Here is a 12,933-nt window from a genome sequence, read left to right as displayed (position 1 = left end):
AACGCACTTTTCAGCGGCCGGACGGGCGAATTCCTTAACGCATACTGTCCCGGCCGGACCCGTACGGATACACTGCGACCATGACGACCGACACGCCGGCCAAGTCCGACCGAACGGGGCGCCTCAGCGCCGATGACTGGGCGCAGGCCGCTCTCGACCTCATCGCCGAGCAGGGTGTCGCCGCCGTGGCGGTCGAACCGCTCGCGCGCCGCCTCGGCGTCACCAAGGGCAGCTTCTACTGGCACTTCCCGTCGCGCGAGTCGCTGCTCGTCGCCGCGCTGGAGCGCTGGGAGAAGACCGAGCAGGAAGCGATCTTCGGCCAGCTCGAGCAGATCGCCGACCCGCGCCAGCGCCTGCGCCAGCTGTTCGACGTCGTCGCGCACGAGGTCACCTCGCACATCATCTATTCGGCGCTGCTGAAAGCGCTGGACCACCCGATCGTCGCGCCGGTCATCGGCCGCGTCTCGCAGCGTCGCCTCGAATGGCTCGCCGCGTCATTCCGCCAGGCCGGCCTGGACCCGCACGCCGCGCTCAATCGCGCGCGCCTCGCCTATGCCGCCTACGTGGGCTTCCTGCAGCTCAACCTCCAGCTCAACCAGACGCGCCTGCCGCGCGAAGAGTTCGAGGCATTCGTCGAGCACATGATGGCCACGCTGATCCCCTGAGGATCCGACACCGTTTTCCATTCGCTTTGTAAGGAGGTTTCCGCATGAATGCCCTCGTCCAGGACGTCGACAAACGCACCCCCGAGGTGCAGGGCCGCGGAACCACGCTGGCAAGTCTCGCGCGCTGGGTCGAAGACGTTGCTGCGCTCACGCGTCCCGACGCGATCCACTGGTGCGACGGCAGCGATGCCGAGAACGCCGCGCTGGTCGCGAAGATGGAAGCCGACGGCACGCTGATCCGCCTCAACGAGCAGACCAACCCGGGCAGCTGGCTGCACCGCTCGCACCCGGACGACGTCGCGCGCGTCGAGCACCTGACCTTCGTCTGCACCTCGCAGCAGGACGACGCCGGCCCGAACAATCACTGGATGTCGCCGGCCGACGGCCATACCCAGATGGACGGCCTGTTCGACGGCTGCATGGAGGGGCGGACGATGTACGTCATCCCGTACTGCATGGGCCCGATCGATTCGCCGATCTCGCGTTGCGGCGTCGAGATCACCGACAGCCCGTACGTCGTCGCCAACATGCGGATCATGACGCGCATGGGCGAGCCGGCGCTGCAGCGCATCGAGCGCGACGGCACCTTCGTTCGCGGCCTGCATTCGATCGGCGAACTCGACCCGAACCGTCGCTTCATCATGCATTTCCCCGAAGAGCTGACGATCAAGTCGTACGGCTCGGGCTACGGCGGCAACGCGCTGCTGGGCAAGAAGTGCCACGCGCTGCGCATCGCCTCGCACCAGGCGCGGCAGGAAGGCTGGCTGGCTGAGCACATGCTGATCCTCGGCATCGAGAACCCGCAGGGCGACACGCATTACATCGCCGCCGCGTTCCCGTCGGCCTGCGGCAAGACCAACCTCGCCATGCTCATTCCGCCGGAGGGTTATCGCGCCGATGGCTGGAAGGTGTGGACGGTCGGCGACGACATCTGCTGGATGCGTCCCGGTCCCGACGGCCGCCTGTACGCGATCAATCCGGAAGCCGGTTTCTTCGGTGTCGCGCCCGGCACGTCGGCGAAGTCCAACCCGAACGCGCTCGCGACCATTCGCAGCAACACCATCTTTACGAACGTCGGCCTGACCGCCGATGGCCAGCCGTGGTGGGAAGGTCTCGACGAAGGCCAGCCTGCCTTTGACTGGCGCGGAAATGACTACGATTTCAACAAGGGCCCGGCCGCGCATCCGAATGCACGCTTCACCGTGTCGGCCAAGCAGTGCCCGAGCTATTCGGTGCACGCCGAAGATCCGACCGGCGTGCCGATCTCGGCGATCGTATTCGGCGGCCGTCGCGCGTCACTCGTGCCGCTGGTGTTCGAAGCACGCGACTGGACGCATGGCGTGCTGGTCGGCGCTGCGATGGGTTCGGAGACGACGGCCGCGGCGACCGGCGCGGTTGGCGTCATGCGTCGTGACCCGATGGCGATGAAGCCGTTCTGCGGCTACAACTTCGCCGACTACTTCGCGCACTGGCTGTCGTTCGACAACGGCCAGAACAAGCTGCCCAAGGTCTTTCACGTCAACTGGTTCCGCAAGGGCGACGACGGCAAGTTCCTGTGGCCCGGCTTCGGCGACAACCTCCGCGTGCTCGAGTGGATGATCAAGCGCGTCGACGGCACCGCCGACGCCATCGACACGCCGATCGGCGCACTGCCGCGCGAGCAGGACCTGAACCTGGACGGCGTGCAGCTCTCCGACGAAGTCCGCGCCAAGCTGTTCGGCTTCGACCACGACGGCTGGCGCACCGAGTTCGCCAGCATCGGCGACTACCTCCGCGAATACGGCCCCCGCATGCCCCAGGCGCTACATGCCGAGCAGCAGCGGATCGCATCGCAGCTCGGTTGATTCAGCCCGGATGACGACGTCTCGCGCCACGCGTAACGTGGCGCGATGACTGCCGATCTCTATCCGCGCGCGGCCGCGCTGATCGCTGCGAATCGCTGGGCCGATGCCGCGCGCGAAATCGCGCCGGCGCTCGCCGCCGATCCATCTGCCGACGTGTTGGAGCTCGCCGCCGAAGTCTCGTTGCACTTCGGTGCCTATGCAGAAGCATGCGAACTCGCGCGCCGCGCGACGGCGGCGCTGCACGCGCCTTTAGCTGCGCACGCGGCGGTGCGCACAGCGCAGCTGCTTCGGCGTCTCGAGCTGGCGCCCGAACTCGAAAAGTTATTCGCAACGCAGGCCGTCCTTGGCTGGCCAGCTACGTTGGCCGCCGAAATGGCTGTGCTGGCAAGTTCTGCGTCCTTGTTCGACCAGGCAGCGGCAATTTCGACACGTCTGCTGGCGGCCGCCCCGGCGGACCCCAACGCCCATTACGTCGCTGGTTTGTTGGCTATGTTCGATGGCGATCGGGATCGCTCTCTCTCGCATCTGGGCCGTGCGCTGGCGATCGAACCGCGGATGGGAAACGCGCACTGGCTCGTCGCGATGCAAGACGAACCGGCCGGCGCGGCGGCGCATGTCGAACTCATGCGCAAGGCTATGAGCGGGGTCGTCCCTGGGTCGGAGGCTGAGGCCTACTTCCGTTATTCGCTCCACCGGCGCCTGCATGATCTTCGGCGCTATCCCGAAGCTTGGGACGAGCTTGCGGCGGGTTGGGCCACACAGCGTCGTCTTGAGCCTTACGACATCGAACGCGATATGCAGCTATTCGATGCGTTGCATCGTGTGCAGGTCGAGTCCGATGGGGCAGCGCCGCAGCCCGGCGAACCGCGTGTGATTTTCATCGTCGGGATGTTCCGTTCGGGGACATCGTTGATCGAGCGCGTGCTGACTTCACATCCCGACGTCGTTGACGGCGGTGAAACCTACCAGTTCACCGCGGCGTTCCGCCAGGCTGCAGATTCGGACGGGCACGGGCCGATCGACCTCGAGCTCGTGCGTCGCGCGGCCGCCGTCGACTTCGAACAGGTGCGCGAGCGCTTCATGAGGTACGCGCGCTGGCGCGTCGGCGGGCGGGGCGTGTTGACGGAGAAGCTTCCGTCGAACTTCCTCAATATTCCGTACATCCTGCGTGCAATGCCGGACGCCACGGTCGTCCATCTGCGCCGTGACCCGATCGATACGTGCTTCTCGAACCTGCGCACGTATTTCCGTGGTGCTGCGCCGTACGCGAATGCCCCGGACGATATGGCCCGCTATTACGTGGCCTACGAACGCCTGATGACGCATTTGTGCCAGCAGGCGCCGGGCCGGATTGTCGAGGTCGACTACGAGTCGTTTGTAGGCGACGCCGATGCCGGATCTCGAAGCCTTTTGGAGGCATGCGGCCTCGATCGCGTCGCCGAAAACCAAGTAGCCCGCGATCACAGATCGACGACCGCCAGCGCGGCCGACCTCGGCAAAGGAATCCTGAGGGGGCGGGGTGGGGCGTGGCGACCATACGCGGCGCAGCTGAAAGACCTTCGCGAGGTTCTGGACAGCGCCACGCGTTAACAACCATGGCGTCTCCGCTTCATTCGCGTCGGCCATAAAAAACCACGGCCCCTTTCGGGGCCGTGGCATTTGGAGCGGTGGAGCTATCGATCAGAAGCGCTGCTGATACTTCATGTACAGCGTACGACCGATATCGAAACCACCGTAGTACGGGAAGTCGCTGTTCGGGGTGGAGAACATGATCGGACCGTAGTGGTTCGTGATGTTCGTCGCACCGACCGAGGCAGTTGCATTCCAAGGCAGCTTCACGTTGAACTGCAGATCGTGGAACGTGTTCGAGCCCACGTGATTCTGCTTGTCGAGGTTGCCGTAGACGTCACGATGCGTCGCGTCATCACACGGACGCGGAGCCGAGCCACACGCTTCCTTCATGCCCGAGTAGTAGCGAGCCATGTAGGCGATCGAGTAGTCACCCTTTTCCCAGACGAGGCCGAGGTTCGAGCGAAGACGGAAAATACCCGGCGTACCGACATAGCCCACCCACTGCGTTTCCGGGCTGTTGTCGGCGAGCTGGTCGTACTTGCTCGTGTAGGTCGACTGCCAGTTCACGTTGAACTTACCGAACGACGTTTCCGGCACACGGTAGTTCACGCCGAAGTCGTAGCCTTCCGTACGGATGGCGCCGAGGTTCGTCAGGCCGAAGAACATGTTCGTGATGGCATGGGTGGCAGGATCACGCACGATGCCGGCGCAGCGAGCCGAGATATTCGCCACATAGCAGTCGTTGAGGATCGAATCAACCGAATCCGAGGCGATCGTGTCTTCGATCTTGACGTCGAACCAGTCCAGCGTGAAATCCAAGCCCTGGACCCACTTCGGGCTCCATACGATACCGGCCGTCTTCGAGGTCGCGGTCTCGGGCGAAAGATTCGGGTTGGAACCGCTGAGGAACTGGAAGTTGGTCTGGCACGGAACCGTCGTGCAAGCGATGTTGCCCTGGCCCAGCTGGACGTAGCTAGCCGGAACGCCCGCGGCGGTACATGCCGGGCCGCCCGCGCCCGCCTGCGGATCGGGACCCGACGCGCACGGGTCGGTGTACGACTCGAAGCTGCCACCGATGCCGCCGAACAGATCGGAGATCGAGGGCGCGCGGAAGCCCTGCGCATACGTCGCGCGAACCAGCAGGCCTTCCATCGGACGCCAACGCATCGAGAACTTGCTGTTGAGCGTGTTGCCGAAGTTCGAGTATTCCGAGTAACGGCTCGCGATGTTGAAGGTCAGTTCCTTGGCGAACGCGACGTCGGCGAGCACCGGTACTTCGAGTTCGACGTACGCTTCGTTCAGCGAGTAGCTGCCCGCCGTCGTCGTGGCAGGAAGACCCGTGCTCAGACCGGCCTGCGCGAACGCATCCGGAACGAAGCGACCCTTCTCTTCGCGGTGCTCCACACCGAACGCGAGACCCATGTCACCGGCCGGCAGCGAGAAGAGCGTGCCGCCCATGTTCGCGCTGTAGATCGTGGTCGTGGTTTCGCCGGCATCGTGGTACTCGGGGAACAGGTATGCCTGCAGCGCCGGGTTCGCGAGCGAGCCTTGGCCGGCCTGGCCGTACGGCAGGAGCGGGTTGAACGGAATGCACTCGCCGTTACCGTAGTTGCTGCCGTACGCGATCGGGGCAGCCGCGCTGCCGCACTCGACGCGGCCCGTGGCTGCGTTGAAATACGACGGACCGATCGCCTTCGAGCTAGCGAGCGTGTTGGCGTCGCCGTGCGCGTACTTGTTGTTGTCGTTGCGGTTCGACAGGTAGCCGACGTCCCAATCCCACTGGTGGTCGCCGAAGTTCAGAACGCCTTCAAGGCCGAGGCTGACGCGGAGCGTGTTCAGCACGCTGCGCGTGGTGCGCGGCACTTCCCACAGACGGCGGTAGAAGTACGCGTCACCAGCAGCCGGATTCGGATTGAAGTAGCTCTGCGCGGAAATCAGGCCGAAACCGTAGTTGAACGGATACCCAGCGATCTGCTGATCAGTAGTGCGCTGGTTGTAGCCGATGTCCGCCGTGGCCTTGAGGTCGTCGGTAATGTTCAGCGTCGAGCTGACGAACACCGAACGGCGCTCGATGCCGGTCTGCAGCATCATCTGCTGGTTTGCGTTCGCACGCTCGGCCGGCGTCAGGCTGTGATAGTTCGCCGGATTGCCCGGATCTGCGCCCTTGTTTACGGTGCACATGCCGCTCGCGCAAGTCGGATCAACAAAGTTGATGTTCTGACCGTACGTGTCGGAGTCAGGGTCCGTATCGATGATCGGGCCGCCCGGGCCCTGATTGCCGAGCCACACGCCGTTCTGGCTAATCGGGCTCCAGCCGGAGAACGGGAAGTCCGGACCCGAGTTGCCGTACGCGCTGAACCAGCGGTCCTTGGCGAAAACCGGATCTTCCTTCGTGTATTCCGCGCTCAGCGTGACGCTTGCACGGTCGCCGCTCGCGCCGAGCGTGACGTCGTACGACTGCTTGAAGCCGTCGCCCTTGTCGTAACCGCCGAGGTAGACGTTAGCTTCCGCCCCGTCGAAGTTGCGACGGGTGATGATATTGACGACGCCCGCGATTGCGTCGGAACCGTAGATCGCAGATGCGCCGTCCTTCAGGACTTCGATGCGCTGGATCGCGGAGACCGGGATCTGGCCGAGATCCTGCAGACCCGAAGTCGAGATGCCGAGACGCTTACCGTTGACGAGCACGAGCGTGCGCTGCGCGCCGAGGTTGCGCAGGTCGATGTAGTAACCACCGACGTCTTCGCCGGAAGCCAGCGCGTCAGCGCGCGAGATTGCCGGCGAACCTGCCGACGTGAGGTTCTGCAGGATGTCCGCGACCGAGGTGAAGCCCTGGTTCTGGATCTGCTCACGGCTCAGCGTGATGATCGGCTGTGCGGTTTCGACGTCGGCGCGCGGAATACGCGAACCGGTGACTTCGATGCGGTCGAGCTGCTGGGCGTCGCCGGTCGGCGGCGCAGCGGTCGGCGCTGTGGTCGTTTGCGCGAAGGCCGAACCGGCCGCGGCAACGGAGCTCATGGCGATCGCGATTGAAATCGCGTCGCGGAGCCTGGTGGTCTTAAAGGTCATTCTCTCTCTCTCCAAGTGTGTCTGGTATTTCCCATGGGAACCTTTCCGGCTGAGCTTTGGAGGACGCAATCCGGCGAGGTCGGCCCGATAGTAGCGGCCCCTTTTGAGAAATTAAAGTGTCGTTAACAAAAAAGGCCGCCCGGGTGGGGCGGCCTTCTGGGACGGGGTTCTCAGGGATCAGAGATCCTGCTGATACCGGACGTAAGGAACGGCGCCTTCGTCCTGCTCGCCATTGCCTGGCGCGAACGGGTTACGACCACGCGTCACGACGTTTTCGGCGCCGACGCTCAGCTGGCCGCTCCACGGGGTGCGCCAGCTCAGACCGAGGTCGAGGCCTTCCCAGCGGCCGGGCTGCGTCGGGGAATCCACGACGCGACCGATCACGTTGGCGCCGAAGCGGCCGACGCTGGTGCCGACGCTGAGCGTCTTGATGTCCCAGCGATCGGCGAGCTCAGGCACCGCGTCCGGCGAGACGAGGCGGGCGCGGGCGATCGTGCCGGCGATCGAAACCGTCGCCTCGCGACCGATGTTCTTTTCGCCGATCAGCGTGAGCGCGTTCTGGTTGACGCGCGAATTCGCGTGACCGGACGTGAGCCACGCAGGAAGCGTGTCATGGGTGTTATTCAGGCCGACGCCGACGCGGACGTTCTTGCGCGATAGGGTTGCGCCGGCGCTGGTCTGCTTGGCGTGCGTATTGCCGAGCGACGCGAGAAGGCAGTTGTCCGCGAGGGTACCGATTGCGCTGCCGAGCCCGGACTTGCGATCACAGAGCAGGCCAAGGGTGTCGCCGGTGCCAACCCCGAGCGCGCTGTCGAGACGCGTGCTGCCGAACTGCCACGTCGCGGTAGAGACGGGTTCGAGCAGAAGAACCGCTTCGACCTTGCCACTGTTCTGGTTCCACACGGGCAGCGCCTGCGGATGGGGCCGGGCGACCTGTGCCGACGCAATGCCCGACGCGACCAGGAGGCCGGCGGCGAGAAAGCTGCGGAATGGGCGGGCTCGGGACATCACGGGGTGTGCGACCGGGTGCGTGCCGGAAAGTTCCGGGCGTGTGAACGGATGGTTCAACTATAGGAGATTTATCAATCTTTAACAATCCGCTCGTCGTCCCGTCACTGCGGTCGGTCAGGCGGTTGTAACTCCCGATCGGCGTTCTGGAACAGCTGCTCGATCTCGTCCGGCGTGAAGATATACGACTGCCCGCAGAACTCGCAGCGGATCATCGCTTCCCCGTCCGCGGCGGCAAGTCGAGCCTCTTCGTGGCCGATCGCGACCAGCATCGACTCGACCCGGGCCCGGGAGCAGGAACATCCGAACGCGAGCGCCCGGTCGCCGAGCAGCTCGACGCCATCCTCGTGGAAGAGGCGGTGGAGCAGGCGGTCGCCGTCGATGGAGATCAGTTCTTCCTCGCGCAGCGTGTCGAACAGTGCGCCGACGCGGTTCCAGCCGTCATCGTCGCCCTCGTCGCCCGGCAGCTTCTGCAGCATCAGGCCGGCGGCGGTGTCGCCATTCGCGGCGAGCAGGAGACGGGTGGGCAACTGCTCGGACTGGCGGAAATAGTCCTCGAACGCGCCATCGAGACGGCTGGCCTCGAGCGGCACCAGGCCCTGGTAGCGCACCGGTTCGCCGTCGGGGCCATGGTTTTCGATCGTGATCGCGAGGATGCCGCCGTAGCCGAGATCGCGCAGGTCGGGCGACACCACGCCTTCGGCTTCCTCGGCGAGCTGCACGATGCCGCGCAGCGTGCCGACTGCGGTGCATTCGGCGAAGAGCGTACGAATGGCGCCATCGCTGCGCATCTGCACGGACAGGCGGCCGTCGACCTTGGTGTGGCCCGTGAAGAGTGCAGCCGCGGCGGCGGCCTGGCCGAGCATCGACATCGCGGCGTCCGGATAGTCCTCGCGCGAGCGGATCTGCTGCCAGGTGTCGTCGAGGCGCACGTGCACGCCGCGCACGCCGGCGCGGTCGATGAGGAATCGGACGAGGCGGTCGCGTCCGGCGTCGAGGGTCGGTTCGGTCATGGGGATCGTGGAAGCGGCGCTTGGCCGATAATGCCCAGCGGGGCTGCAAGGCGATGCGACGACATGGGGACGCAATGACGACGACACAAGGCGGGCGCTCGCGCGGCAGGCGATGGCTGCGGCGACTGCTCTGGCTGCCCGTCATCTTCGTCGCGTTCACCGTGCTGCAGGTGGCGACGCTGCGATTCGTCGACCCGTGGTTCTCGAGCTTCATGGCCATCCGCCAATTCGAGGCTTGGGGCGAGGGCGATTTCCGCTTCGGCGTCGCGTACGACTGGCGCGATCTGGATCGCATGTCGCCGAGCCTTCCGGTCGCGCTCGTCGCCGCCGAAGACCAGCGTTTCGCCGACCATTTCGGTTTCGATTTCCAGGCGATGGAAAAGGCTGAGCGCGCGAACTCGCGCGGACGCAAGCTTCGCGGTGGCAGCACGATCAGCCAGCAGCTCGCGAAGAACCTGTTCCTTTGGGGCGGCCGCAGTTACGTGCGGAAAGGTGTCGAAGCCTGGTACACGCTTCTGATCGAGGCGATGTGGCCGAAGCAACGCATCATCGAGGTGTACGCGAACGTCGTGGAATTCGGCGACGGCGTGTACGGCGCACAAGCCGCGGCGCGACACTTCTTCGGCAAGGACGCATCGCGCCTGACACCCGCCGAATCGGCGCGGCTTGCCGCGGTGCTGCCCGCGCCCAAGCGCTACAACGCGGGGCAACCCGGGCCGTACGTCACACGACGCGCGCGGGCGATCGAACATCAGATGGCGATGATCGGCGGCCGCGGTTACCTCGAGCGGCTCGACTGACATCGGCCTTCGACGACGTAGGATGCGCGCATGCACACCGATCGCCTGACCGTCGTCGTCGCGGCCTACAACGAGGCCGAAAGCCTTCCGTTGCTGCATCCGCGCATCGTCGCGGCGTGTAGCAGCGTCGAGCAGATCGACGCACGCGTGCTCTACATCGACGACGGCAGCACCGATGCCACGTGGCGCGTGCTCTGCGACATCGCCGCCAAAGATGCGCGTGTGTCATTGCTGCGGTTGTCGCGCAACTTCGGCAAGGAGGCGGCGCTCACCGCGGGTCTCGATCTTGTCGATGAAGGCGGCGCGCTGATCCTCGATGCGGACGGACAGGATCCGCCGGAACTCATTCCAACGTTCGTCGCGAAATGGCGCGAAGGCTTCGACGACGTGCACGGTACGCGCACCGTGCGCGTCGGCGAAGGGCTGCTGAAGCGCACGACGGCGCACGCGTTCTATCGCGTGATCGGCCGACTCTCGCGCACGCCGATTCCGGCGGACACCGGCGACTTCCGCCTGCTATCGCAACGTTCGCTGGTCGCGCTGCGCCAACTGCGCGAGCGACATCGCTTCATGAAAGGGCTGTTCGGCTGGGTCGGCTATCGCAGCGTCGCGATCCCGTACGAGCGTGATGCGCGACTCGCGGGCGGCAGCAAGTTCAACTTCTGGCGCCTGTGGAATTTCGCGATCGAAGGCATCACCAGCTTCTCGACCGCGCCGTTGCGACTGGCGACCTACATCGGTCTGGTCACCGCAATCCTCGCGTTCTTGTACGCGGTCTGGATCGTGCTGAAAGCTTTCATGTGGGGCGACCCGGTCGCTGGCTGGCCGACGATGATGGCCGTGATTCTGTTCCTCGGCGGCACGCAGCTGATCGCACTCGGCCTGATCGGCGAGTACCTCGGGCGCATCTACGACGAGTCGAAGCGGCGCCCGCTGTATCTGGTCGACGAATTCCGCCCGGCCGACGCCGACGGCGGTTAACGCGCGTACTGCCCGCCGCAGTTCGCGTCCTTGCCGCCGCCGAGTTCCATCGTCGCGAGCAAGGCGGCCGGCGGCGCGATGTGGCCGAGAACGATCGCAAGCGCAGCACGTAGCCCGACGCGAGCGAGGTCCGGCCGGAAATGCGGTTGCTTGAACGTGCCGGTGAGATAGAGCGGCGCACGGAACGAGAACAGGCTTCGATCCTTCGGTCGCGGTCGCAGCTTCAGATCGAGAGTCTCGTCGCGCAGGCTGATGTTGCCTTCACCGATGATGATCGTGTCAGTCGTGTCGAAGGCGAGCGACTTCGCGTTCATAACGCCGTTGTTGACGCCGAAGTCGCCGAACGCGCAGCGCACGGGGATCTGCTTGTCGCCGCCGATCAGGAACTTCAGCGATTCCTGTACGTCGAGGCCCGCGAGTTCCATCACGAGGTTGCTGATTCGGCCCGCGCCCATGCCGACGCCGACGCTGCCGTCGGACGAACCGAGGATCGCGGCGATCGAGTTGCCGGTGCCGGCGAGCGTTGCTTCGCCACCGACCTTGCCGACCGCTTGCTTCACCAGCTCGGCCTTGGGCATCAGGCGACCGAGGTTCAGCCCGCGCGCGCTGATCTGAGCGCGAGTACGGATCGGCGACTCGCGTGCATCCATGCGAATCGTCGAACGGATGTCGCCGCCTGCGACGCCGAAGTTCAGCGGTTCGAGACGTAGCAGGCCGTTATCGAGCTTCAGGTGCGCGTCCATGTCGTCGAGCGGCAACGACAGCGAACTGATCTGCGTCGCTCGCAGGCTCACGTCGGCGTCCATCGAGCGCAGTTTGTCGAGATGGTAGGGCTCGTTCGGAAACACGCGCGGGCTGGCGGCGTCGCGCGCTGCTTTCGCGGCAAGTTCGGGATTAGTGCTTTCGCCGCCGCCGGCAGTCGGGGCGCGACCGATGAAGCCGGCGAGATCGTCGAAGTCGAGGCGGTGGGAGACGAAACGCCCCTTCAGGAACGGGCGCTTGCCTCCGGTGATGAATGTCGCGTCGCCGGAGAGATCGCTGTCGCCGACGCGGCCTTTGAAGTTGTCGTAGTGCCAGGTGGTGCGGTTGGCGTCCATGTCGCGCGTGAGTCGACCGTCGAGCGAGTAGGGCGGCGTCGGCGGCGCGGCGAGGCCGAGCAGCGGATACAGGTCTTCGAGGTTCTCGCCTTCGAGCGCGAGCTGCAGGTTGAAGTCGGCGAAACGCAACGGATCGAGCAGCGTGCCGCGTGCGTGCGCATGCGTGCGACCCGCCGATGCATGCACGTCGACGTGATACGGCGTTTCGCGATTTGCAAGCGCGAGCGGCGATTCGGCGCGACCGTTGAGCGTGAACGGATTGCCCTGCCAGTGGCCCGTGCCCTTCGCAGTGAACGGTGGCGGACGATTTCCCTTCGGCGCTTCGCTCTGCACGCTGATGCTGACGTCGGTGCGCTTGGGCGGGTCGAGGAATTCGAAGTGGCCGCCGTTGACCCAGAGGTTGCGAAACTGGACCTTCGTGTTGCTCGGCGATTTCTTGTCGAATACCCAATTGCCGCCGTGCGTGCCGGTCTCGAGATTCACGACGGGCTTTTCCAGCCACAGGGCGGGGATGTGCACTTGCCCTTTGAACAGCGGTTTCAGTTCGAGGCGGAACGTGAGCTTGTCGCTCTGTCCCATGAGCGGGCGTTTCGCCCACGCTGCGTTCGAAAACGTGATGCGCTCGGCGGAGATGGTCGGCACCCAACCGAGTTTGACGTCGAGGTTGCCGTTGATGTGCAGCTCGCGGCCCGTCTTCGCGTGCACGAGTTTTTCGACCGGGCGACGGAACCAGTTCCAGTCCCAGAAGATGATGAGCAGGATGATCGCGATGGCGAGCAACGCCAGCAGCGTGCGGAACGGATGACGCAGCACCGCGCCCAGCGGCGACTTCCCGTGGTCGGGCGGCGGCGCGTCAGCGGTCGGTGTTTCGGTCGTCGACATGT

The 12,933-nt window shown here is 65.1% G+C and carries 9 protein-coding genes; 5 read left to right on the top strand and 4 right to left on the bottom strand.

Features of this window, described 5'->3' with window-relative positions; translation table 11 throughout:
* Positions 1 to 80 precede the first annotated feature (80 nt).
* From ACVWWW_RS12170 to ACVWWW_RS12160, 3 genes are read left to right on the top strand one after another with little or no spacing between them, the layout of a single operon-like run.
* The gene (locus ACVWWW_RS12170) at positions 81 to 665 is read left to right on the top strand and encodes a TetR/AcrR family transcriptional regulator (protein WP_027083314.1); all 585 of its coding nucleotides are present in this window, start codon (positions 81 to 83) and stop codon (positions 663 to 665) included.
* A 44-nt stretch (positions 666 to 709) separates the two neighbouring features.
* Entirely contained in the window at positions 710 to 2,509 is a 1,800-nt protein-coding gene (locus tag ACVWWW_RS12165) for a phosphoenolpyruvate carboxykinase (GTP) (protein ID WP_051235236.1), read from the top strand.
* A gap of 45 nt (positions 2,510 to 2,554) precedes the next feature.
* Positions 2,555 to 4,099 (top strand): tetratricopeptide repeat-containing sulfotransferase family protein, encoded by a 1,545-nt coding sequence (locus ACVWWW_RS12160; protein WP_027083315.1) that lies wholly within the window; start codon positions 2,555 to 2,557, stop codon positions 4,097 to 4,099.
* Between the two features lie 90 nt (positions 4,100 to 4,189).
* Here ACVWWW_RS12160 and ACVWWW_RS12155 read toward each other — a convergent pair whose 3' ends face one another.
* From ACVWWW_RS12155 to hslO, 3 genes are all read right to left on the bottom strand, one after another.
* Positions 4,190 to 7,099 (bottom strand): TonB-dependent receptor domain-containing protein, encoded by a 2,910-nt coding sequence (locus tag ACVWWW_RS12155; protein WP_456998756.1) that lies wholly within the window; start codon positions 7,097 to 7,099, stop codon positions 4,190 to 4,192.
* A gap of 228 nt (positions 7,100 to 7,327) precedes the next feature.
* Positions 7,328 to 8,158 (bottom strand): XOO1806 family protein, encoded by an 831-nt coding sequence (locus tag ACVWWW_RS12150; RefSeq protein WP_051235238.1) that lies wholly within the window; start codon positions 8,156 to 8,158, stop codon positions 7,328 to 7,330.
* Positions 8,159 to 8,262: 104 nt separating this feature from the next.
* The gene (gene hslO, locus ACVWWW_RS12145) at positions 8,263 to 9,171 is read right to left on the bottom strand and encodes an Hsp33 family molecular chaperone HslO (RefSeq protein WP_027083318.1); all 909 of its coding nucleotides are present in this window, start codon (positions 9,169 to 9,171) and stop codon (positions 8,263 to 8,265) included.
* A gap of 74 nt (positions 9,172 to 9,245) precedes the next feature.
* Here hslO and mtgA point away from each other — a divergent pair, with 74 nt between their 5' ends.
* The gene (mtgA, locus tag ACVWWW_RS12140) at positions 9,246 to 9,971 is read left to right on the top strand and encodes a monofunctional biosynthetic peptidoglycan transglycosylase (protein ID WP_027083319.1); all 726 of its coding nucleotides are present in this window, start codon (positions 9,246 to 9,248) and stop codon (positions 9,969 to 9,971) included.
* 30 nt (positions 9,972 to 10,001) lie between these two features.
* Positions 10,002 to 10,952: a glycosyltransferase family 2 protein gene (locus ACVWWW_RS12135; protein WP_081672138.1), complete on the top strand. Its 951-nt coding sequence runs from the start codon at positions 10,002 to 10,004 to the stop codon at positions 10,950 to 10,952.
* Here the strand turns inward: ACVWWW_RS12135 and ACVWWW_RS12130 are convergent.
* A complete protein-coding gene (locus ACVWWW_RS12130) occupies positions 10,949 to 12,931 on the bottom strand; it encodes an AsmA family protein (protein ID WP_081672140.1) in 1,983 nt (660 codons plus the stop codon). The two genes, ACVWWW_RS12135 and ACVWWW_RS12130, sit on opposite strands and share 4 nt — an antisense overlap.
* Between the last annotated feature and the right edge of the window lie 2 nt (positions 12,932 to 12,933).

The sequence above is a fragment of the Lysobacter sp. HA18 genome, from assembly GCF_054057595.1.
The sequence above is the reverse complement of the archived record's forward strand: the minus strand, read 5'-3'. Positions and strand labels throughout refer to the sequence as shown.